Origin of the sequence: Bradyrhizobium sp. CIAT3101 (genome assembly GCF_029714945.1) — a bacterium.
Taxonomy (GTDB): domain Bacteria; phylum Pseudomonadota; class Alphaproteobacteria; order Rhizobiales; family Xanthobacteraceae; genus Bradyrhizobium.
In genome coordinates this window covers 7124748-7146340 of the sequence record NZ_CP121634.1, presented here as the reverse complement: position 1 = coordinate 7146340, position 21593 = coordinate 7124748, and the positions used below count along the sequence as shown (strand labels likewise).

Annotated in this window: 28 protein-coding genes; 15 read left to right on the top strand and 13 right to left on the bottom strand. The window is 64.0% G+C overall.

Annotated features, from left to right (window positions below; all coding sequences use genetic code 11):
• Window positions 1-4: 4 nt before the first annotated feature.
• Window positions 5-517 (bottom strand): DUF4142 domain-containing protein, encoded by a 513-nt coding sequence (locus QA645_RS33415; RefSeq protein ID WP_283045474.1) that lies wholly within the window; start codon window positions 515-517, stop codon window positions 5-7.
• 95 nt (window positions 518-612) lie between these two features.
• On the opposite strand from QA645_RS33415, the gene QA645_RS33410 reads away from it, so the two are divergent.
• The 3 genes from QA645_RS33410 to QA645_RS33400 all read left to right on the top strand — a co-directional run bounded on the left by QA645_RS33410 (window position 613) and on the right by QA645_RS33400 (window position 1348).
• A complete protein-coding gene (locus tag QA645_RS33410) occupies window positions 613-807 on the top strand; it encodes a hypothetical protein (protein ID WP_283045473.1) in 195 nt (64 codons plus the stop codon).
• Between the two features lie 119 nt (window positions 808-926).
• Window positions 927-1058 carry a hypothetical protein gene (locus tag QA645_RS33405; protein ID WP_256561251.1) on the top strand — a complete coding sequence of 44 codons (132 nt, stop codon included), beginning with the start codon at window positions 927-929 and terminating at the stop codon, window positions 1056-1058.
• Between the two features lie 83 nt (window positions 1059-1141).
• Window positions 1142-1348 (top strand): hypothetical protein, encoded by a 207-nt coding sequence (locus tag QA645_RS33400; protein WP_283045472.1) that lies wholly within the window; start codon window positions 1142-1144, stop codon window positions 1346-1348.
• 148 nt (window positions 1349-1496) lie between these two features.
• Here QA645_RS33400 and QA645_RS33395 read toward each other — a convergent pair whose 3' ends face one another.
• The gene (locus QA645_RS33395; RefSeq protein ID WP_283045471.1) at window positions 1497-1727 is read right to left on the bottom strand and encodes a hypothetical protein; all 231 of its coding nucleotides are present in this window, start codon (window positions 1725-1727) and stop codon (window positions 1497-1499) included.
• A gap of 174 nt (window positions 1728-1901) precedes the next feature.
• Between QA645_RS33395 and QA645_RS33390 the strand changes: the two genes are divergently transcribed.
• Window positions 1902-2060 carry a hypothetical protein gene (locus QA645_RS33390; RefSeq protein ID WP_283045470.1) on the top strand — a complete coding sequence of 53 codons (159 nt, stop codon included), beginning with the start codon at window positions 1902-1904 and terminating at the stop codon, window positions 2058-2060.
• Between the two features lie 191 nt (window positions 2061-2251).
• Here QA645_RS33390 and QA645_RS33385 read toward each other — a convergent pair whose 3' ends face one another.
• The 6 genes from QA645_RS33385 to QA645_RS33360 all read right to left on the bottom strand — a co-directional run bounded on the left by QA645_RS33385 (window position 2252) and on the right by QA645_RS33360 (window position 6698).
• The gene (locus QA645_RS33385) at window positions 2252-2692 is read right to left on the bottom strand and encodes a DUF3147 family protein (RefSeq protein ID WP_283045469.1); all 441 of its coding nucleotides are present in this window, start codon (window positions 2690-2692) and stop codon (window positions 2252-2254) included.
• A complete protein-coding gene (locus tag QA645_RS33380; RefSeq protein WP_283045468.1) occupies window positions 2692-3039 on the bottom strand; it encodes a hypothetical protein in 348 nt (115 codons plus the stop codon). The genes QA645_RS33385 and QA645_RS33380 overlap by 1 nt, the downstream gene beginning before the upstream one ends.
• The gene (locus QA645_RS33375; protein WP_283045467.1) at window positions 3032-3619 is read right to left on the bottom strand and encodes a phosphatase PAP2 family protein; all 588 of its coding nucleotides are present in this window, start codon (window positions 3617-3619) and stop codon (window positions 3032-3034) included. Before QA645_RS33375 ends, QA645_RS33380 begins: the two co-directional genes overlap by 8 nt.
• Window positions 3620-3696: 77 nt before the next feature.
• Window positions 3697-4587, bottom strand: a complete 891-nt coding sequence (locus QA645_RS33370; protein ID WP_283045466.1) for an SDR family oxidoreductase — start codon at window positions 4585-4587, stop codon at window positions 3697-3699.
• A gap of 87 nt (window positions 4588-4674) precedes the next feature.
• Entirely contained in the window at window positions 4675-4902 is a 228-nt protein-coding gene (locus QA645_RS33365; protein WP_283045465.1) for a hypothetical protein, read from the bottom strand.
• Between the two features lie 8 nt (window positions 4903-4910).
• Entirely contained in the window at window positions 4911-6698 is a 1788-nt protein-coding gene (locus QA645_RS33360; RefSeq protein WP_283045464.1) for a thiamine pyrophosphate-requiring protein, read from the bottom strand.
• 140 nt (window positions 6699-6838) lie between these two features.
• Between QA645_RS33360 and QA645_RS33355 the strand changes: the two genes are divergently transcribed.
• From QA645_RS33355 to QA645_RS33340, 4 genes are all read left to right on the top strand, one after another.
• Window positions 6839-7213 carry a PRC-barrel domain-containing protein gene (locus tag QA645_RS33355; RefSeq protein WP_283045463.1) on the top strand — a complete coding sequence of 125 codons (375 nt, stop codon included), beginning with the start codon at window positions 6839-6841 and terminating at the stop codon, window positions 7211-7213.
• Between the two features lie 24 nt (window positions 7214-7237).
• The gene (locus QA645_RS33350) at window positions 7238-7396 is read left to right on the top strand and encodes a hypothetical protein (protein WP_283045462.1); all 159 of its coding nucleotides are present in this window, start codon (window positions 7238-7240) and stop codon (window positions 7394-7396) included.
• A 167-nt stretch (window positions 7397-7563) separates the two neighbouring features.
• Window positions 7564-8721, top strand: a complete 1158-nt coding sequence (locus QA645_RS33345; RefSeq protein ID WP_283045461.1) for an HlyD family secretion protein — start codon at window positions 7564-7566, stop codon at window positions 8719-8721.
• On the top strand, window positions 8718-10337 hold the full coding sequence (locus tag QA645_RS33340; RefSeq protein ID WP_283045460.1) for a DHA2 family efflux MFS transporter permease subunit: 1620 nt from the start codon (window positions 8718-8720) through the stop codon (window positions 10335-10337). Before QA645_RS33345 ends, QA645_RS33340 begins: the two co-directional genes overlap by 4 nt.
• On the opposite strand, the gene QA645_RS33335 is transcribed toward QA645_RS33340, so the two are convergent.
• Window positions 10334-10801 (bottom strand): helix-turn-helix domain-containing protein, encoded by a 468-nt coding sequence (locus QA645_RS33335; RefSeq protein ID WP_254192381.1) that lies wholly within the window; start codon window positions 10799-10801, stop codon window positions 10334-10336. The genes QA645_RS33340 and QA645_RS33335 overlap by 4 nt on opposite strands.
• Before the next feature lie 157 nt (window positions 10802-10958).
• Here QA645_RS33335 and QA645_RS33330 point away from each other — a divergent pair, with 157 nt between their 5' ends.
• The 5 genes from QA645_RS33330 (at window position 10959) to QA645_RS33310 (ending at window position 16192) form a co-directional block, all read left to right on the top strand.
• Entirely contained in the window at window positions 10959-11696 is a 738-nt protein-coding gene (locus tag QA645_RS33330; protein WP_283045459.1) for an SDR family oxidoreductase, read from the top strand.
• 63 nt (window positions 11697-11759) lie between these two features.
• Window positions 11760-12761, top strand: a complete 1002-nt coding sequence (locus QA645_RS33325) for a nitronate monooxygenase family protein (RefSeq protein ID WP_254129551.1) — start codon at window positions 11760-11762, stop codon at window positions 12759-12761.
• Between the two features lie 108 nt (window positions 12762-12869).
• Complete coding sequence (locus tag QA645_RS33320; RefSeq protein WP_254129552.1) at window positions 12870-13289, top strand: hypothetical protein; 420 nt, start codon at window positions 12870-12872, stop codon at window positions 13287-13289.
• A 391-nt stretch (window positions 13290-13680) separates the two neighbouring features.
• Window positions 13681-15246: an alkaline phosphatase D family protein gene (locus tag QA645_RS33315; protein ID WP_283045458.1), complete on the top strand. Its 1566-nt coding sequence runs from the start codon at window positions 13681-13683 to the stop codon at window positions 15244-15246.
• A 127-nt stretch (window positions 15247-15373) separates the two neighbouring features.
• Complete coding sequence (locus QA645_RS33310; protein ID WP_283045457.1) at window positions 15374-16192, top strand: aldo/keto reductase; 819 nt, start codon at window positions 15374-15376, stop codon at window positions 16190-16192.
• Window positions 16193-16447: 255 nt separating this feature from the next.
• Here the strand turns inward: QA645_RS33310 and QA645_RS33305 are convergent, their stop codons facing one another.
• Window positions 16448-16666 (bottom strand): hypothetical protein, encoded by a 219-nt coding sequence (locus QA645_RS33305; protein WP_254129555.1) that lies wholly within the window; start codon window positions 16664-16666, stop codon window positions 16448-16450.
• Between the two features lie 178 nt (window positions 16667-16844).
• Complete coding sequence (locus QA645_RS33300) at window positions 16845-17297, bottom strand: hypothetical protein (RefSeq protein WP_283045456.1); 453 nt, start codon at window positions 17295-17297, stop codon at window positions 16845-16847.
• A 158-nt stretch (window positions 17298-17455) separates the two neighbouring features.
• On the opposite strand from QA645_RS33300, the gene QA645_RS33295 reads away from it, so the two are divergent.
• Entirely contained in the window at window positions 17456-17728 is a 273-nt protein-coding gene (locus QA645_RS33295; protein WP_283045455.1) for a helix-turn-helix domain-containing protein, read from the top strand.
• Between the two features lie 7 nt (window positions 17729-17735).
• On the opposite strand, the gene QA645_RS33290 is transcribed toward QA645_RS33295, so the two are convergent.
• Both QA645_RS33290 and QA645_RS33285 read right to left on the bottom strand, forming a co-directional pair.
• Window positions 17736-18968 (bottom strand): PLP-dependent aminotransferase family protein, encoded by a 1233-nt coding sequence (locus tag QA645_RS33290; protein ID WP_283045454.1) that lies wholly within the window; start codon window positions 18966-18968, stop codon window positions 17736-17738.
• A gap of 259 nt (window positions 18969-19227) precedes the next feature.
• Window positions 19228-19755: a DUF3124 domain-containing protein gene (locus QA645_RS33285; protein WP_283045453.1), complete on the bottom strand. Its 528-nt coding sequence runs from the start codon at window positions 19753-19755 to the stop codon at window positions 19228-19230.
• A 67-nt stretch (window positions 19756-19822) separates the two neighbouring features.
• Between QA645_RS33285 and QA645_RS33280 the strand changes: the two genes are divergently transcribed.
• Complete coding sequence (locus QA645_RS33280; RefSeq protein ID WP_283045452.1) at window positions 19823-21553, top strand: cation:proton antiporter; 1731 nt, start codon at window positions 19823-19825, stop codon at window positions 21551-21553.
• The last annotated feature ends 40 nt before the right edge of the window (window positions 21554-21593 follow it).

Below are 21593 nucleotides of genomic sequence, written 5' to 3'. Positions count from 1 at the left end.
GCCGCTACTTGTCGGCCATGGTGCGCTCGGCGTCCTTCAACTGTGCGCGCAACACCGGCAGGTGCTCGCGCGCGAACGCGGCGAGCGCGGGATTGTCGGGCGTCTTCAGATAATTTTCGAGCAGGGTGATCGTGGATTCGTATTCGGGAATCTGGGCTGCATAGAAAGTTCTGACATAAGCGGGCCCCTCGGCGTCATCGGGCTTGGCGAGGCTGAGGCCGGCTGACGTCGTCTTGCTCACGCGCGGCTCGGTGCCGATGGCGTCCTGAATTTGCTTCAGCGCCTTGTCGCGCTTGGCCGCTTCTTCGGCGCGAAGGGCGGCAAGATTCTTGACCTCGGCATTGCCCTTCAGGTCGGTGCTCTCCAGCAGTCCCTGCTGGAAGCGGCTGAAGGCATAGAGGCCACTGATGACGTCCGTGGCGTCGGGCGCGCGATCGCCGCGCACTTGCTCGCCGGTGCTGTCGGCAAGCGCCGCGGTGCTGATGAAGGCCAGGACGATCGCGACCAATATACGCATGGATATCCAATGACCCGCAGCGTGCAAAGTTCCGCGGAGGTTACGATCCTGTAAGGGCGGTTGCGGGGCAGGGGTTCCGTGCCCACGTCTTATCGATGAAACAGTCTGACATCTTCAGGGACAACGCCGAGAACTGCCTGCAACTGGCCGAGCGCTCGGAAGGGCGACCCGCCTATAATCGCTATTCGCGGATGGCGGATGCCTGGACGGCCCTGGCGAAAGAGCAGGACTGGCTCGACGGCGAAGTCCCGCCCGTGAAGGTCGGCATCCTGCACAGCCGGGGCGTTTGACCGCTCCCTTTTTTGTGAATCTGCGTGTGAGACCGCTCACGGAATGAGCGGCACCAATCAACGATCATCCGGGAATAGTCGATCGCGTTGATTTACCCATTCCAGAAGGAGGTTTTGCGATGGCTCCACGTCTGGCACTTTTCTCGCTCATCCTCGCCTTCGGCGTCTCGGTCGCGTTCGCGACGGTGACGACGGTCCGGCAGGTGCATCAGGAAAACGCATCCGTGGCGGTGCATGCGGCGCATAGTTAGCGTCGCACGGTTCTCGCACGTTCGGAACATTCGACGCACCGGAGCGTAAGCGCTCCGAGGCATCGGAGACGCGAGAGGACATCATGGCACATTCCGACCACGGCATCGTCAAGGACAAGCGCGCGGAAGATCAGCCGCGCGACAAGCAGCGCGCGCAGACCGCGCACAAGACGGACCAGAAGGGCTCGCCGTCGCGAGAGGCGACGCGCGATCCCAAACTCAACGACGACAGCAAGACGCCGGGCTCCGGCATGACGCCGGATGATTCCGGCACGGCGCCGAGTGGCTGACCACGCGAGGAACGAATCCTCGCAGGAGGAGTCGACAGATTGCTTCCGGCGACATGCCCCCGGTGCTCCGGAAGCAGTCTCCATGAGCGGCCCTGGCACCCACGGTGCCGGGGCCGTTTTGCTTTGTGGGAGGGCGTCTGGATCAGTCTTAGCCGCCGCCTTCAGTGTGTCCCTCGGGGCCGCGGCCGAACACGCCGAAGCTGCTCGACTTCACGCCAGCGCCAGCATCGACGCCTACGGCGGCCAGCCCGAACTTGAGAAGTTCGCGGACCGCTGCCGCTCGCGTCGGCATACGATGTTTGAACCGGAAATCATCAACGGCGGCCAACTCTTCCGGCGAGAGCATGACTTGGAGGCGCTCGGCGCGAAGGTCATTCATGGTCGATCACGCAGTTTGAGCAAGTTGAGTAGTTTACTCAACGAACGACCTTGGCTGGGGTTCCACAAGAGTCGGAAAAATGGCCAAATGAGTAAAAATACTCAATAAAATCAATAAGTTATTATTGAAACGACTCGTCCTCTGGCGCATTCTCTCAGGAAAGGGAGATAGGCCATGACGGATGAAGTCAGGTTACCCCGCAAGCTTTCCGATGAGCCCGAAGGACCAAAGCCGGTGCGTCCGAGCCACCAGACGGTCATCGAGCAGGTCGAGCGCTGGGCCAATAGCCCGGGCCTCCAACCACCGAGGACGGACAATGCGAAGACGATCTGAGCCCCACACATTCGAACAACGTCTAGACGCGCACAAGCTGCGGCTCGAGCGAGAACTCGTGAGCCTGGCGGATGGCGATCAGCGCGACTCCGTTTTGGCGCGCCTCGATCAGCTTCAGACCGCTGCCGAGATGTATGGCTTCCTGATGCCGCGGGACGAAACTGCGGCTTCTCGCTGATCGCCCTCAGCGTTCAGCCCGCGTGGTGGGAGGTGGCGCGAAGCTTCCGCCTCAACCGCCACGCCGAAACCGAGACCACAGCCCATACCAGGATGGCGGCCGCGAATGCGCCGACAGCGGTTGTGACAACCAAGGCATAGAAAGTGGCGGCGAACGCCGCGAGACCAATGCTCCCCAAGCCGGCACCCGCCGCATCGAGAGCTGCGGCTTGCTGCCCGCGTCTTCGCCCGGCGAATCCGGCTTCCTCCTTGGCTCGACGCTCGTGGCTCTGGATCAGCGTTGCGCTGGCGCAGAAGACGGCGGGTAGCGCGAGGAACAGCCCACCGACGGCGACGCCAAGGCGGGCACTCACGATTCCTGCGAAAACCGTTGCCAGTCCGCCGAGCAGGAAACGAAAGCCGTACTCGTACCAACGCGTTTGCTTCAGGGCCGACGATGACAGTTTGACCAGCATCAGGCAGCACCTCCGAAACCCGCGAGCAGGGCGAAGGCTACGGCAAGCCATACAACGGAAGCGATGATCGTGGCGGGTAGCGCCGACAGGCGAAATCTCATCAGGAGCTGGCAAACGGCGAAGCTGTAGCAGGCGAGGGCTGCCGCGCCATAGATCATGGTCCAACTTTCCGCCGCAGCGTATCGCGCTCCGTGTTGGACGAGAGCGATGCCCAGCGTCGCCAGCGCCACCGATGGCGCAGCGCCGAGGAGGCCACTAAAACTCTTGGGCCGCAACATGTCGCCGACGATTGCGAAGGCGGATACGATCGCGCCGCCGGCGATGAAGCGGAGCACGTACTCAGTCATGACTGGGCCGCCGACCCGTGGGCTTCGTGCTCTGCGTTGCCAGCGTCCACGGCCTCAGTATCCGCTCGATGGCGATGCCGAGGGTGAAGCCTGCGACCACATCGCTGGCCCAATGCGCGAGAAGCCCGATGCGCGTCAACGACAGAGCCGCCGCGATGAAGCGCACGAGACGTCGCCGGGGCGGCGGCAGCAGGCCGGCAGCGGATGCCAGTGCGCCCATGTGCACGGCGTGTCCGGATGGAAAGGCATCGTGCGCCCGTCCCGAGAACGGGATGCCGCGGCGATGGCCTCGTATCGTCAGTCGGTCCGGCCTGATCTGATCGAATGCGGATTTCAGGATGTGCGGGAGTATCGCCGTCACCAGCGACACGACGAGGATGTGGTTGGCCGCGCGGCGCTCCTCGGCAGGTCGCTTCCTGGCGTAGAGCCAGCCTGCAGCGGCGAGGGCGAGCAGCACATGCTCGTCAGCACCCCAGGTCAGCGCTTCGGCAGTCTCCTCGAGCTCGGGGTTGGTGTGGTCTGCGATCTCATTCGCGATCGCGATGTCGATCCGTGAGGGTTTGATCGTTACAAGCGCCATTGATCCGACGTTGGCGAAAGGCTCTGCGTGACAGTTTTGTAAAGCCGAACGCAGACGATCGTTCCTGAGGAGAGGCGTTACGGCTGCCCTGATCCGCCCGCGGAGCCGTAGACCTGGCCGGTCGCATAGCTCGCGTCGGCGGCGGCAAGCTGCACATAGATCGAGGCAAGCTCGGCCGGCTGGCCGGGGCGGCCGAGCGGTGTCATGCCGCCGAACTTTTCCAGCTTCTCCATCGTCGCGCCGCCGGACACCTGGAGCGGTGTCCAGATCGGCCCGGGCGCGACGCCGTTGACGCGGATGCCCTTGGAGGCGAGTTGCTTTGCGAGCGACTTTACGTAGTTCATGGTCGCCGCCTTGGTCTGTGCGTAGTCGTAGAGATCGGGCGAGGGATCATAAGCCTGCTCGGATGTCGTGCCGATGATGCAGGAGCCCGGCTTGAGATGCGGCAGGGCCGCCTTGATGATCCAGAATGGCGCGTAGATATTGGTTTTCATGGTCGCGTCAAAATCCTCCGACGAGACGTCGAGGATCGAGGCGCGCGCCTGCTGACGGGCGGCGTTGTTGACGACGATATCGAGGCCGCCGAGGCCCTGCACAGCCTGCTCGACCAGCGCCTTGCAGAAGGCTTCGTCCTTGAGATCCCCGGGGATCGCGAGGCCGGTGCGGCCTTCCTTCCTGATCAGCGCTATCACTTCCTGTGCGTCGGGCTCCTCTGCCGGCAGATAATTGATGACGACGTCGGCGCCCTCGCGCGCATAGGCGATCGCAGCCGCGCGGCCCATGCCGGAATCGCCGCCGGTGATCAGCGCCTTGCGGCCGGCGAGGCGGCCGGATCCCTTGTAGCTGGTCTCGCCGTGGTCCGGTCGCGGCTCCATCTTGCTGGCGAGGCCAGGCCAGGGCTGCGACTGCTTCTTGAACGGCGGCTTCGGATAGCGGGTGACGGGATCGATGAGGTCCTGCGCGGCCATATCTGTGTTTCCTTACGCTGTAGCCGATGCCAGCGAAGCCGCAGCGAGCCGGGCGCTCGCGGCGCGACGCGGTTGGGATCGAGGTTCCTAATCCGTCGGACGGCGGCCGGTGCGCGGATTGATCGGATCGGTCGGCTTGCGCCGAAGTCTTTCTGGCAGGAACGGCTCGGATGGTGAAGCCGAGGCGGGGGCGCGCACATCGGCATGGTGCTGCGCCCGCTCATGCGGTGTCTGGTTGGTGTTGATCTGATGCTTCACGTCGACGCCGTCGACAGGATCGTTGACGCCATGTTGGATATCGCGGAAGTCGCTCATGGTTCACCTCAGTTCTTTCCGGGTAGGATCTTTTCGAGCACCTGCCGCGCTGCTCCCTTGATGACGCCGCTCTCGTTCGGATCGCCCTTCATCAAGGCGACCGAGAAGTTCTTGGCCTGCTGCAGGGTGATGTGCGGCGGCAGCGGTGGCACCTCGGGATCGGTCTTCACTTCCAGCACGACCGGCATCTCGCTCGCCAACGCCTGCTCCCAGGCGGAGCCGAGCAGTTGCGGACTATCGACGAAGATGCCGCGGAGGCCGATCATCTCGGCGAACCGCGAATAGGGTACGTCGGGGATCCGCTGCGAGGCCTCGAACTTGGGATCGCCATTGATGATGCGCTGCTCCCAGGTGACCTGGTTGAGATCCTCGTTGTTGAAGACGCAAACGATGAAGCGCGGATCGCGCCAGGATCGCCAATATTTCGCGGCGGTGATCAGCTCCGCCATGTTGTTCATCTGCATAGCGCCGTCGCCGACCAGTGCGATCACCGGCCGGTCCGGATGAGCGTATTTCGCGGCGAGCGCGTAGGGCACTGCGGCGCCCATCGAGGCGAGACCGCCGGACAGCGAGGCCGTCATGCCGCGCCGCATCCTGAGATCGCGTGCAAACCAGTTGGCGCAGGAACCGGAATCGCTGGTGATGATGGCGCGATCAGGCAGGCGCGGCGACAGTTCCCAGGCAACCAGCTGCGGATTGACGGGTGCGGCGGGCTGGTGCGCGCGGGCGTCGAGTGTCTTCCACCATTTGCTGACGTCGTCCTCAATGCCCTTGCGCCAGCCACCATCGGTCTTGGGTGTGAGCCGCGGCAGCAGGCTCCGCAGTGTCTCGGCGGCATCGCCGACGAGGCTGACCTCCATGGGGAAGCGGATCGAGGTCATGCTGGCATCGATATCGATCTGCACGCCGCGCGCGGCGCCTTCCTTTGGAAGGAATTCGGCATAGGGGAACGCGGAGCCGACCATTAGCAGCGTGTCGCATTCCATCATCATGTTGTAGCTGGGCTGGGTGCCGAGCAGGCCGATCGAGCCGGTCACCCACGCAATGTCGTCCGGCAGTGCCGCCTTGCCGAGGAGCGCCTTGGCGCAGCCGGCCGACAGGCGATCGGCCACGCCAATCACTTCTTCGGTCGCCTGGAGCGCACCGGCGCCGATGAGCATCGCAACCTTCTTGCCCGCGTTGAGCACCTCCGCGGCACGGTCGAGCTCGGCCTCGCGCGGGATCACGCGCGGGGCACTGTAGCCGACACCGGAATGCAGAGTGCCGTGTGCGCGGGGTGGCTCATCATAGGGCTCTTCCTGGAGGTCATTGGGCAGGATGATTGCGGTCGGGGCGCGCCGTGCGAGTGCGACGCGCACCGCGCGATCAATCAGGTGCCGCACCTGAGCCGATGAGGAGGCCTGCGCGACATAGGCGCCGGCAACGTCCTTGAACATCGAGACGAGATCGAGTTCCTGCTGATAGCTCCCGCCCAGCGCATTTCGCGCCTGCTGGCCGACGATTGCCAACACCGGCTGGTGATCCAGCAGCGCATCATAGAGGCCGGTGATGAGATGCGAGGCGCCGGGCCCCGAGGTTGCGATACAGACGCCAAGCTCGCCGGAAAACTTCGCATAGGCGCTCGCCATGAACGCCGCCATCTCTTCGTGTCTGGCCTGCACGAAATCGATCTTGGCCTCCGCCCGGTTCATCGCGCCGAACACGCCGTTGATGCCGTCGCCGGGGTAACCGAAGAGGTGGCGCACGCCCCACTGATGCAGGCGCTGAACGATGAAGTCGGAGACGGTCTGGGACATCGTGGGCGGCTCCCGGTTCCTGATCTGAGACATCAAGAACAGCCCGTTGCGAGCGATGTTCCTGTGGGTCAAAGATGCACAGGAACGATCATCTCCGCGTCCGGTTGATCCTTCACACACCGGCTGAGTGGAGAATCGAAATGTTGAATCAAGGCGAGCTGAACCGCGGCGAGATGGGTCGATTGATCGGCAGCGACAAGGTCGAGGGAACATCGGTCTATGGCGTCGATCGTAACAAGATCGGTTCGATCGAACGCGTGATGATCGACAAGGTCAGCGGCAAGGTATCCTACGCCGTGCTCGGCTTCGGTGGCTTCCTGGGCCTCGGCAACGATCACTATCCGTTGCCCTGGCAGTCGCTGAAATATGACACCGAGCTCGGCGGCTATGTCACCGGGATCACCGCCAAGTCGCTCGAAGGTGCGCCGAAATACGCTGAGCGCAGCGATTGGAACTGGGGCGATGACGCCGCCATGCGCGGCATCAACTCCTATTACGGCGTCCCCTTCGCTTAGGCGTCAGACACAGAGGGAAATCCGATGAGCCAGGAAAAGCCCAACGACGATCCCCGGCGTCAGAATGACTGGGGCTCGCATGCCCAGACGGACAAGCCCTGGAAGGGCAATCCGGAGAAGGAACAGAAGTCGGGCGACAAGAAGCCTGACCTTGAGAAGTGGCACGAGACCAAGACGCACTGAACGAAGTGCGCGGGTTTTGAGTGAGGCGCGGCACGCGTGGCCGCGCTTCTTTTTTTGCGCAATGCGTTCACGAATGACAGCGGTGCTCGGACGATCCGGAACCTAGCCTCCAGGCTGCGGTTAGGCTCCGGCGTGCGCGGCCAAGCCGTTCAATCGAGGTGTTTATCGTGGATGCTCAAACCCGGGAACGTGAGCCGTCCGCGGAGCAACCGCAGAAGGTGGAAGCTCCAAGGAACTCGCCCGATCCAAAGCAGCAGGCCGAGGATCAGTCTGGGAAGCCGGACAAGACGCCGTCGCTGCGCGAGCGCCTCCGCGAGCACTGGCTGCTCGCAACCGTCGGCGCCGTCATCCTGATCGCGGCACTGGTCGGCGGTCTGCTCTATTGGCTCGAGGTCCGCCATTACGAATCCACCGACGACGCTTTCGTCGCCGCGCGGAGCTTTTCCGTGGCCTCGAAGGTTGGCGGTTACGTGACCGACGTTCCGGTCACGGACAACCAGCATGTCAACGCCGGCGATCTCATCGCCAAGATCGACGAGCGCGATTATCGCATCGCCGTGGACCAGGCTTCGGCGCAGGTCGAGGTCTCCAAGGCCAACATCGCCAATGTCGCGGCGCAGACCGATTCCCAGCAGGAGCAGATCAAGCAGGCGCAAGCCCAGCTCGAACAGGCGCAGGCCCAGCTTCAGTTCTCGCAGGAGGAATTTGCGCGCGCCCAGGATCTGGTCGAGAAGGGCGCGGGCACCGTGCAACGCCAGCAGCAGACCCGCTCCGATCTTCAGGCCCAGCAGGCCAACACCGAGCGCGCCAAGACCGCGGTGACGGCCGCGCAGGTCGGCATCAAGACGCTGCAGGCGCAGCTCGAAGGCGCCAGGGCGCAGCTCCAGCAGTCGCAGGCGCAACTCGACCAGGCCAGGCTGAACCTGCAATACACCAATGTCGTCGCAGCGCAGTCGGGCCGTGTCGTCAAGCTCTCCGGCGCGAAGGGTACGTTCGTGACCGCGGGACAGAGCCTGATGATGTTCGTCCCCGACGAGGTCTGGATCGTCGCCAACTACAAGGAGACCCAGCTCAACGACATGCGGCCAGGCCAGCCGGTCGAGATCCGTATCGATGCCTATCCCGGCCGCAAGCTGACCGGCCATGTCGATTCCGTGCAGCCGGGCTCCGGCACCGCCTTCAGCCTGCTGCCGGCGGAGAACGCCACCGGCAACTACGTCAAGGTCGTGCAGCGCGTGCCGGTGAAGATCGTCGTCGACAATTGGCCCGCCGATCTGCCGGTCGGTCCCGGCATGTCGGTCGTGCCCTGGACCCGGGTGCGATGACGGACGCCACGCAAGAGGGCGCGTCTTCCGGCGGCTGGTCGCCGGAACGCTCGGCGGCCGGCGGACACAATCCATATCTCATCGCGTTCGTGGTCTCGATCGCGACCTTCATGGAAGTGCTCGACACCACCATCGCCAATGTCGCCCTGCGCCACATCGCCGGCGGGCTCGCGGTCGGCATCGACGAGAGCACCTACGTCATCACCAGCTACCTCGTCGCCAATGCCATCGTGCTGTCGATCTCGGGCTGGCTGTCGACCGTGATCGGCCGCAAGCGCTTCTACATGATCTGTGTCGCGACCTTCACGATCTCGTCGCTTCTGTGCGGCTTTGCCTGGAATCTGCAGTCGCTGGTGTTCTTCCGCATCCTGCAAGGTCTCGGCGGCGGCGGCATGGCCACGAGCGAGCAGGCGATCCTCGCCGACTCCTTCCCGCCGGAGAAGCGGGGCCAGGCTTTCGCCATCTATGGCGTCGCCGTGGTCGTCGCGCCGGTGATCGGCCCGACGCTCGGCGGCTGGATTACCGACACATATACCTGGCACTGGGTGTTCCTGATCAATGTGCCGATGGGGCTGCTCTCGTTGTTTCTGGTCGGCATGCTGGTCAAGGAGCCGTCGGGGGCCGAAGAGGAGAGAAAAGCGCTGCTCGAGAAGGGCCTTCGCGTCGACTACATCGGCTTCCTGCTGGTCGCGATCGGGCTTGGTTCGCTCGAATACGTGCTCGACGAAGGCCAGCGCAACGACTGGTTCGGCTCCAACATCATCGTGTTCTTTGCGGTGCTCGCTGCCGCCTCGCTGCTCGTGCTGATCCCGTGGGAGCTGACGCGCGAGGAGCCGATCATCGATCTCCGTCTGCTCGGCCGGCGGCAGTTCGCCGCCTGCTTCCTGGTCATGCTCGGCACGGGCGCGGTGCTGATTTCGACGACGCAGATTCTGCCGCAACTGCTCCAGTCCGAGCTGAATTATACGGCGCTGCTGGCCGGTCTTGCGTTATCGCCCGGCGGTATCGCCACCTTGGTGCTGATGCCGGTGGTGGGCAAGCTCGTCAGCACGGTGCAGCCGAAATATCTCATCATGTTCGGTGCGACGGTGGTCGCCTTCTCGATGTGGCATCTGACCGGGTTGAACGGCGATATCACCTATGGCTATGCGGCGCTGGCGCGCGTCTTTCTTGCGATAGGACTGCCTTTCCTGTTCCTGCCGGTGACGACCGCCTCCTACGATGGCGTGCCGCCCGACAAGACCAACCAGGCTTCGGCGCTGATCAACGTCGCCCGCAACATCGGTGGCTCCATGGGCGTGGCGCTGGCGCAGACGGTTCTGGCGCAGCGCCAGCAATTCCACCAGAGCCGCCTGATCGAGCACGCCGCGCCGTCGGACATCGGCTATCAGCAGACCATCGACGCAATGACACGCTACTTCCAGGCCCAAGGCTCGAATGCGAGCGATGCGGCCTCGCAGGCGGTCGCCTGGGTGGGCAGAACCTTGCAGCAGCAGGTCGACTTCCTCGCCTATATCGACGTGTTCTGGACCCTTGCGATCATCGCCGTGCTGATGATCCCGACGGCGGCCGTGCTGCGTCCGATCAATCTCCGCGCGCCGGCGCGGGGGCATTAGGCCGCGTCAGCGCCCCGCCGTCCCGGTCCCGCATGCACGTGCACCTGCTTGGCATGCAGCGGCTCGCCGCATTCCGAGCACACCATCACGGGATCGAACAGCTTGCCGCACTGCTTGTGCTCGTGCAGCAGCGGGCGGCCGCGCTCGTCGCCCATGTGGGTGTCGCCCCAGTGCACCATCGCCATGATGATCGGGTAGAGGTCGAGCCCCTTCTGCGTGAGGATGTATTCGTAGCGCTTCGGCGCCTCGGAATAGGGGACGCGGCGCAGGATGCCGAAGCGGACCAGCTTCTTCAGGCGCTCCGAGAGAAGATGCCGCGTGATCTGGAGCGAAGACTGAAACGCCTCGAAGCGACGCACGCGCAGAAAACATTCGCGCAGGATCAAGAGCGTCCAGCGGTCGCCGACCACGGCGACGGTGCGGGAGAGCGAGCAGGGCTCCTCGTCGAGCGTATCCCACTTCATGATCCGATCTCCGGCCTTGCCATAAGTCTGAAAAAGGAACTGACTTGAATGATCAGAGGTATTTCTATCTCAGCCTAGCATTCGATCGACGAATTTGACAGTTCTATTTTAGAACTATAGCCTCCAATTCAATCAGCGCTCATCGGAGGAGGCGACCTTGCCCAAGCGAAACGCGACTGCGGCCGTGATCGGGGCCGGCGATTTCATCGGCTCGGAGATTGCCAAGAAATTCGCTGCCGAAGGCTTTTCGATCTATGCGGGCCGCCGCAACGGCGACAAGCTCGCACCGCTGGTGACGGACATCGAAGCGGCCGGCGGCGAGATCCATGCGCGTTCGCTGGACGCGCGGAAGGAGGAGGAGGTCATCTCCTTCCTCAACGACGCCGACAAGCACGCGCCGCTCGAGGTCTGCATCTTCAACGTCGGCGCCAACGTCAATTTCCCGATCCTCGACACCACCGAGCGCGTATTCCGCAAGGTCTGGGAGATGGCCTGCTATTCCGGCTTCCTGGCAGGGCGCGAGGCGGCGCGGCTGATGCTGCCGCGCGGCGGCGGCAAGATCTTCTTCACCGGTGCGACGGCGTCGTTGCGCGGCGGCAGCGGTTTTGCGGCCTTTGCCAGCGCCAAGTTCGGACTGCGTGCGGTGGCGCAGGCAATGGCGCGCGAGCTCGGGCCGAAGAACATCCACGTCGCCCATCTCATCATCGATTCCGGGGTCGACACCGAATGGGTGCGGCAGCGCCGGCTCGAGGCGCTCGGGCCCAACGCGCTCGATAATCCCGATCTGCTGATGCCGCCGTCGGCCGTGGCGGATTCCTATTGGCAGCTCTATCAGCAGCCGAAGAGTGCCTGGACCTTCGAGATGGAGATTCGCCCCTTCGGCGAGAAATGGTGACCGTGGCACGAGACTACGGCTAGACTGATCTCGACATCAGCAAAATTCCGGGAGGAGAACTAAGTGAAGACCGCGATCACCGAACTGTTCGGCATCGAGCATCCCATCATCCAGGGTGGCATGCATTTCGTCGGCTTTGCCGAGCTTGCCGCCGCCGTCTCCAATGCCGGCGGGCTCGGCATCATCACCGGCCTGACGCAGAAGACGCCGGAGCTGCTCGCCAAGGAGATCGCGCGTTGCCGCGACATCACCGACAAGCCGTTCGGTGTGAACCTCACCTTCCTGCCGACCTTCTCGGCACCGCCTTATCCGGAATACATCGCAGCCATCGTCGAGGGCGGCGTCAAGGCCGTGGAGACCGCGGGACGCAGCCCGGAACAATACATGCCGGCGCTGAAGGCCGCCGGCATCAAGGTGATCCACAAATGCACCTCGGTGCGTCATTCGCTGAAGGCCGAGCGGATCGGCTGCGATGCCGTCAGCGTCGACGGCTTCGAGTGCGGCGGCCATCCCGGCGAGGACGACATTCCCAACATGATCCTGCTGCCGCGTGCGGCGGAGGAATTGAAGATCCCGTTCGTGGCCTCCGGCGGCATGGCCGACGGGCGCAGCCTCGTCGCAGCCCTGTCGCTGGGGGCGGCCGGCATGAACATGGGCACGCGTTTCATCGCCACGAAGGAGGCACCCGTCCATCAGAACGTGAAGAACGCGCTGGTCGCGGCGACCGAGCTCGACACCCGCCTGATCATGCGGGCGCTGCGCAACACCGAGCGCGTGCTGAAGAACGCCAATGTCGATCGCCTGCTCGAGATCGAGCACGCCAAGGGCGACAAGCTGACGATCGACGACATCCATGACCAGGTCGCGGGCGTCTATCCGAAGGTCATGCTCGACGGGCAGATGGATGCCGGCGCCTGGAGCTGCGGCATGGTCGCAGGTCTCATCCACGACATTCCCACCTGCAAGGAACTTGTCGATCGCATCATGAGCGAGGCGGAACAAATCATCCGCAGCCGGTTGATGGGGTTCCTGGATGGGACAAGTGCGACGCGAAAGGTCGCCTGACACCGCAAAACTTCTTAACCACGGCGGGAACTGACCGCTGGAATTGCACGCGGCGCCTCCTAAATACAGGTAGAGTACTCCTTTAATCTTCAATTTCAGGAGGCGTCCGTGGTCCTGAAAAGCGTTCCTTTTGCGATTGCCATTGCCCTCGTATTTGCAGTGGGCGGCATCGCGCGCGCCGACGACTACAAGCCTGACGAATATCTCGGCCTCGACCTCTCCAAGGCTGTCCTGTCGCCGAAGCGGCTCGGGCCGGAGACGCAATTCGCTCCCGTCGCGCTGGAGGCGAAGGGCGGCAACGAAGCGCAAGCCCGTGCCGAACCGGTCGACGTGCCGAAGAAGGTTGCGGCCGAACGTGTGCGCGTGTCGGAGCCGAAGGTCGCGCAGGGGAAGAGCGCGCAGCCGCGTGGCGCAGCCCGCACCAAGCTCGCGCATCGCCACGGCAATCCGCTGGACGCGCAGGCGATGGATACCCGTATCCAGACATGGCCGTGTCGTTCCGGCGGCATCTGTAACTGGAAGCATTGAGCCCAGCGCTACGGCCGCTTCACCTCTCCCCGTAAGAACCAGGCGGGAAGCTCGCCTGTGGCCATCCTTCGAGACGCCCGCCTCCGGCGGGCCCTCAGGATGAGGACGGAGTACGTGGCAACAATTTCGACGGGCAAAGCTGCTGTTCAGCCTCATCCTGAGGAGACCGCGGAGCGGTCGTCTCGAAGGACGAGGCGCTCGCTCAGGCCTCGCCAAGCCCATACGCGATAGCCCTACCGCAAGAACGGGGCGACGGAGTGGACCGTCGCCGCGGCTGCATCTCGCTCGTCATCCCCACGTCGCAAAACCGTAGGCATAGGGTCAAGAAACCGTAAGCCGGGAGTCAAACGGCGCAGGCACCTTCCGTCGCGATTCGACGAAGGTCTCCTGAATGGCAACGCTCCGCGCTTCGCGCGCATGGACCCGGCGACAGTTCCTGGTCCGCTCTGCTTCCACCCTTGCCGTCGCCTCGCTCGCAAAGCCACGCATCAGCCGCGCCGCCGATCGCCCGCAGATCGCGGGCGGCATCCAGTCCGGCGACGTCTCGGATGGCTCCGCCGTGATCTGGGCGCGCGCGGATCGGCCTGCTCGCATGCAGGTGGACTACGCGACCGTCGAAAGCTTCAAGACCATCATCGCATCGAGATCGCGCGACGCGCTGGGCGATGCAGACTTCACGGCTAAACTGCAGCTCGACGATCTGCCGGCCGGGCAGGACATCTTCTATCGCGTGCGCTTCGACGACATCGCCACCGGCATCGCCGGCGAAAGCCGCGTCGGCCATTTTCGCACCGCCCCGGCCGAGCGGCGCTCGGTCTCGTTCCTGTGGTCGGGCGACGTCGCGGGGCAGGGCTGGGGCATCGACATCTCCCGCGGCGGCTATCGCAGCTATCGCACCATGCGCGACAACCGCCCGGATTTCTTCATCCACTCCGGCGATCACATCTATGCCGACTGCACGATCCCGTCCGAGCAGAAGCTGCCGAACGGCGAGATCTGGCGCAACGTCGTGACCGAGGAGAAAGCGCAGGCTGCACACACGCTGGCGCAGTTCCGCGGCAACTACAAATACAACCACCTCGATGAGAATTTCCGCGCCTTCCATGCGGAGGTGCCCATGTTCGCGCAATGGGACGATCACGAGGTCACCAACGACTGGTCGCCCACCGGCAGCTATGACGAGGCCGGCTATGAGGATGACGGCACCCCGCGCCTGGTTGCACGTGCCCGGCGCGCCTTCTTCGACTTCATGCCGATCCGGGACATCGGTGCGCGGCAGGGACGGGTCTATCGCAAGATCCCGTACGGCCCGCTGCTCGACGTCTTCATGATCGATATGCGCAGCTACCGCGATGGCTCCTGGAACAAGGGCGACGATCATCGCGGTTGGATTCTTGGCGCCGAGCAGCTCGCCTGGCTGAAGCGGGAGCTCGCCGCCTCGCGCGCGACCTGGAAGGTGATCGCGGCCGATCTTCCGATCGGGCTGATCAGCCTCGATGCCGTCGCGCTCGGCGACGGGCCGCCCGACCGGCGTGAGCATGAGATCGCCGATCTCCTCGCCTCCATCAAGCGTGCTTGTGTCCGCAACATCGTCTGGCTCACCGCCGACATGCACTACACGGCCGCGCATTACTACGATCCGAACAAGGCGCAATTCCAGGACTTCGACCCGTTCTGGGAGTTCGTCTCCGGCCCCTTGCATGCAGGCACCTGGGGACCCGGCGCGCTCGACAACACGTTTGGCCCCGTGGCGATGTACCGGAACGGGTGCAGCGAGGCCCAGGGCGAGAACCTCGCGCCATGCTTCGGCCTGCAGTTCTTCGGCCGCGTCGACATCGATGGCATAAGCGGCGTGATGACGGTAACCTTGAAGGACGTCGATAATCGCGATCTCTGGTCCGTCGACATCGTGCCGCAGCCGCAGGCGCGCCCCGCTATGGTTGCGCAGCATTCGTGATTGGCCGCCGCGCGCCTGCCACGCTATACTGCCTGCTCCCGCCACCTCTTTTCCATCACCGAAGAGTTTGCTCACGCGGCATCGCCGCGCGCATCCGGCGGGCTGAAATACCTCGGGAGCCTGTTTCATGGATAATCTGAAAACACAGGGCATCAGCATGCCCAAGCTCGGCCTCGGCACCTTCCGCATGCAGGGCGATGCCTGCCGCGCGGCTGTCGAGAGCGCGCTGTCGATCGGCTATCGCCATATCGATACCGCCGAAATGTACGCCAACGAGGAGGCCATCGGCGCCGCGCTTGCGGCAGCCTCCGTGCCGCGCGGCGAGCTGCACGTCACGACCAAGGTGTGGCACGAAAACCTGACACCGGATGCGATCCGTCGCGCCTTCGATGCCAGCCTGAACAAACTGAGGCTCGACCATGTCGATCTCTATCTCGTGCACTGGCCGTCGAAATCGGCGAACTGGGGCGCGGTGTTCGAGACCCTGATGAAGCTGAAGGAAGAGGGGCGCACGCGCGCGATCGGCGTCGCCAATTTCACCACGGCGCTGCTCAAGGTCGCGGTCGAGGACGTCAAGGCGCCGATCGCCTGCAACCAGATCGAATATCACGCGATGCTGGATCAATCGAAGGTGCTGGCCTATCTCAACGCGAAGTCGATCCCGCTCGTCGCCTATTGCCCGCTGGCGCAGGGCCGCTTCGCCACAGACCCGGTGCTGGGCGAGATCGGCGCCAAGCACAATGCGAGCGCCGCGCAAGTGGCGCTGAAATGGCTGCTCGACCAGGATGGTGTCGCCGCGATCCCGAAGGCATCCCGCCGCGAGAGCCAGCAGGCCAATCTGGACGCGTTGAAGATCACGCTCGATGACGCCGACCGCAAGAAAATCGCCGCGCTCCCTAAGGACAAGCGTTGCGTCAATCCCGGCTTCGCGCCGGCCTGGGATTAGGTTGCTCTTCACCCTCTCCCCTTGCGGGAGAGGGTGGCTCGCCGCGAAGCGGCGAGACGGGTGAGGGGTATCTATCCTCCTACACACATCCAACCGTATCGATAGATACCCCTCATCCGGCGCCATAGCCGAAGCTCTGCTTCGGCGTTCTTAGGAACGGCGGCCGGAGGCCGCCTATGCCACCTTCTCCCGCAAGGGGAGAAGGAAGAAAAAGAAATGGCCCCGCGAGGGGCCATTTCCAGTTCGCGTTGCGCATTAGTCCCAGTGGCGATGACTGCGCTTGACCACGACGACGCGGTCGTGATGGTGCCAGCCACGATGCCAGCCGTTGTCGCGATGCTCGCGGAATTCGGCGCGGGCGCCGTACGGGCCGTGATGACCGTGCTTGACGATGACGGTCTCAGCACTTGCCAGCGTCGGCGCCGCAACCGCGAGCGCACCCAGAGCAGCAACGACATAACCAAGTTTCTTCATGATGTCCTCCTCCAACGTAATGCAATTGAGAACGACGCATGCGTGCGAACGTTCCGGAGGAACGGGAAGAGAATTCTGAATGGATATTCAGGATCAGAGCATGATCCCGACCCGAAGGGCCGCGTTAGCGCAAAGTGTGCAGCGGTTTTCCGGAAAGATCATGCTCAAACGTAAATCGTTAATCGCAGCGCTGCTGCGGAAGCGTCGGCGCGCCGGTCTTGACGTATTTGCCATCCCTGATCGTGTACTCGCCACGCTCGCCGCGATTGTAGATCGCGCGCAGGCCGCCATCCTTGGTAAGTATCACGCCAAATTCGCGCGTCTGACGCAGTGATGGGAAGAACACCATCAGGTTGAGCACGCCTTCGGCGTCGACCGTCGCGGAGACCACCTCGTTCTCGTCCTTGGCGTCACCGAAATTGCGCCGGTACATCACCCGGCCGTCCTTCCGGATTTCGTAAGTCAGCAGCGCGCCCTTGTCGCGGTCGGGACTGACAGCGCAATCGACCGCCCATGAGCCGAGCAAGCCCCATTGCTCGACCGTTTCCGCGAGCGTCTCCGCATGCGCCAGCGACGTCAACACAATCCAAAGCACCGCCGCCGTCATCCAGCGGCTCAAACAACACGTCATGTCCCGAAAAGCCCCGCCTCGAACGATTCCAAAGTGTAGCATCCCGCGCGCGGTCGTCCACGCCGGCCGTCAATCGCGCGCGAATTTGATCCGCGTCAATGAGCCCGTCCGTGCCGGGGGGCAAGATGGCGCTCCCGAAGGCGAATGTGGTGAGAGCGATGCTGAATCAAGTGATGGATTTCGCGGGCGAGGTGCTGCCGGGAAGCCGTGCGCTGCCGCCTTACTCCGAGACTGCGTTTCTGGCCGAGCTGGGCGAACGCCTGAGGTCCTCGCGCGCGCGTTGCGAGTTGTCGCGCCGGGAGCTCGCCCGCCGCTCCGGGATTTCCGAGCGCTACATCGCCCAGATCGAGGCCGGCAAGGGCAATGTCTCGATCGTCCTGTTGCTGCGGCTGGCTTCCGCGATCCACGGTAGCCAGCCCCGGGTGGTTTAGGCGAGTCTCAAGCGCGCTTCTCCACATTGGCGCTGCGGGCCGGCACGCCGAACTCCTTGCGGCAAACCTCGGCCAGCACCGCGACGCCCTCGCGGATCTGCTGATGCGAAGGGCTCCCGAAACACAGCCGCAGCCGCGAGCCTGAGTGGCCCTTGTTGGTCGACCATTCCGGCCCGGGATTGATGGCGACGCCCGCAGCAAGCGCAGCCTGATAGAGTTTCAGCGTATCGACCTGGTCGGGCAGCTTCACCCACAGGAAGATGCCGCCCTTGGGCGCCTCGAACTCGGCCGCAGTCCCGAACTGCTCGTTGAGGGCTTCCATCAGCGTATCGAGCTTGGTGCGCAGCGTTTTCGTCAGCGCCGGCACGTGGCTGGCGAAATGCGGCTTGCAATAGGTGGCGAGCACCATCTGCTCCAGTGCGCCGGAGCCGGCATCCGTCTTCAGCGCCAGCATGCGCGACATCACATCCCAGGGCGCGACGATGAAACCGACGCGCAGCGCCGGCGCGATCGACTTCGAGAACGAGCCGATATGGATCACGCCGCCATTTTTGCTCATCGCGTAAATCGCAGGCGGCCGTTGCCCCGACCACACCAGGTCGGCATAGCAATCGTCCTCGAAGATGGGCACGCCGTATTCGGCCGATAGCTTCAGCAATTCGGCGCGGCGCGTCTCCGGCATGATGCTCCCGGTCGGATTCTGCACGGTCGGGATGGTGTAGATGTATTTCGGCCGGATGCCGCGGCCCTTCAGATCGGCGAGCGTCGCGGCCAGCGCGTCCATACGCATGCCGTCGTCGTCGAGGGGAATGCCGACGACGTTGACGCCCAGCCGCGTCAGCCGCTGCAGCGCGCCCTGATACGTCTCCTGCTCGACCAGCACGGTGTCGCCGCGCGCCAGCAGCGTGTTGTTGACGAGGTCGAGCGCCTGGAGCGAGCCGGAGACGATCATGAGATCGTCGACCGTGCAGCTGATGCCGCCGTCGCGCTTCAGCTTTGTCACCAGGAATTCGCGCAGGGGCAGGTAACCTTGTGGACCATGCGCCAGCCCGTAAGTCGCAAGCGAGCGGCCCTCGCGTTGCAGGGCCTGGTTGGCGGCCTCGATCAGCCCGTCGAGCGGCAGCTGCTCGGAATCGTTATTGCCGCCGACAAAGCTGTATTTGGCAAGGCCCGTCCAGCGCGCAGAAGGGGCCGGCAGCCCTGCGGGAAACAGGGGCGCGAAATCGAAGCTGGACGTCATGGGAGCGTTCCTCGTTGTTTTTATTGAGCGACCGGCCTGGTGCCGACCGGGCGCTGTGGTTTTGATGATGCCATCATGCCAGTGTTTTGCCCGACGCGTCAAACCAAATTCGTAAAATCCGCATCTGCGTCGGTGGACTGTCAGGTCATTGCTGTTCCGGATTTTCTACTGCGCATGGGGTTGTTTTCGTCTTTTTCAATTCGCGGTCGCGACAGCGTTCGCCTGCTTACTTCTTGCCCGCCGTCCTGGTCGGACGGCCTTATTTTTTCCCAGCCGTCCTGGTCGGACGGCCCTGGCTGATGAAAGCGTAGTGCGCATTGGCGACGCCGCCAACCATCAGGGCTTCGACCACCGGCTCGGCGATCTCGCTCGCTGCGGCCCAGTCGACGATGAAATTGGCCCCGGTCCCGCCGCGCACGTCGTCGGTCGGAATGAAGATCGAGATGGTCGCGAGCGGCTTTATCGCGACCGGCGCCTTCAAATAGCTCTCGACCTGCTTGCCGGCCGTGTCGAAATAGGCGATGCGTTTGACCACCAGAGCTTGCGTCTCGGAGGCGTTGTGGACGCTCAGTGTCACCGAGAAATCGACCCGCAGCTTGCCCTGGCTCATCGCGACGCTGGAATAGGCCGGCACGTAGAAACCACCGGAGACCGCGAGTTCCTCCTTCGGCATCGCCGCGAGCGAGTCGGCGAAGGCCTGTTCGAGGTTCACTTTGGGCTGTGCGACCGCCGGCCCGGCGATGGCAAGGGGGCATAGCAGCATTGCAACGGCGAGCCCCGTCAGCATGTGACGAATTGCTCGCTTGCCGCGCTGCACTCGGTCTCTAGGGTGCGGCAAAACGGACCGGTCTGGCATGCACGAACTCATTCGCGACATCACTCTCTGTATCCTGTTTGCCTGGATGCTGGGCCTGCTCGCCCATTTTTCCCGGCAACCGCTGATCCTGGCGTACCTTATCGCCGGCTTCTGCATAGGTCCATTCGGCGCCGGCTGGGTCAAGTCGCAGGAGTCGATCAGCGTCATCTCCGAGCTCGGCCTGATCTTCATGCTGTTCATGATCGGGCTCGAGATCGACCTGAAGAAGATCGTGCGGGCGGGCAAGGTGATCCTGTTCGCGGCCGGCGGCCAGCTCATCGGCGGCTGCCTGCTCGGCATCCTGTTCTTTGCCGGCATCGGGCTCTCGCTCGGTGGCGGCCATTTCGACGCGCTGTATCTCTGCATCGCTTGTGCGCTGTCCTCGACCGTCATCATCGTCAAGGTGCTCTACGAGAAGCGCGAGCTCGACACCTTGCCCGGCCGCATCACGCTCGGCGTGCTGGTGCTTCAGGACATCTTCGCCATCCTGTTCCTGGCGGTGCAGCCGAGCCTCGCGAACCTGCAGGTCGGCGTCATCCTGCTCTCGATCGGCCGCGTCGCGGTGCTGGTCGCGGCCGCGCTGCTGGTGAGCCGCTATGTGCTGCCGCGCCTGTTCCACCAGATCGCCCGCCGGCCCGAGCTGATCCTGCTCGGGGCTCTCGCCTGGTGCTTTTTCGTCGCCGAAACGGCCGAGCAGCTCTCGCTCTCGCGGGAGATGGGCGCGCTGATCGCCGGCGTCTCGCTCTCGACCTTCCCTTACGCGCTCGACGTCACGGCCAAGGTCACCACGCTCCGCGACTTCTTCATCACGCTGTTCTTCGTGGCGCTGGGCATGACCATTCCCGTGCCCGGCCTCTCGGTGATCGGGCTGGCCCTGATGATTGCCGCGTTCACCGTGGCGAGCCGCCTCGTCACCACCTTCACGCCGCTCTATCTGATGAAGCAGGGTCTGCGCGCGAGCCTGCTGCCGGCGATCAATCTGGCGCAGATCTCCGAGTTCTCGCTGGTGGTGATCCAGACCGGCGTCGCCGACAATCACATCGCAGCCGAAACGGCCAATGCGGCGTCCTTCGCCTTCGTGGTGCTGGCCGTGCTGTCGACCTTCGTCATGACCCGCAGCGACGAGATCACCCGCTGGGCCATTGGCCCGCTCAAGCGGATCGGCCTGCGCGATCTCGACCATGGCGGCGGCCATGCCGAGGAGGGCCACGAAGGCGGCCACGGCGAAGCGCGCCGCATCGTCATCCTCGGCTTTTTCCGTGCGGCGAGCGCGCTGCTGGCCGAGATCGAACGGCAGACACCGGTGTTGCTGGAACAGATCACGGTGATCGACTTCAACCCCCATGTGTACCAGACCCTGCTTTCGCGCGGCCTGCACGTGATCTATGGCGACATCAGCAGTGCGGACACGCTGCTCCATGCCGGGATCGGCAAGTCCGAGATGATCATCCTCAGCGTGCCAGACGCGCTGTTGAAGGGCGCCAGCAACGAGAAGCTGGTCCGTCACGTCCGCACCCTCAACCCCAACGCCCTGATCGTCGCCACCGCCGATCTGCTGTCCGACGTCGGCGAGCTCTACGCGGCCGGCGCCAGCTATGTCACCGTGACCCGGCTCAGCGACGCCCATGAATTGTTTACCGTGATCGAGGCCGCCCAGGCCGGCCTGCTGACCGACAAGCGCGCCGAGCTCGATGCCCGGCTCGGCGAGCGGCGCGAAGTGCTGCCCTGAGGGCGCGCCCCAGGCTGCCTTCCGCCCGGGCCGGGCGCGC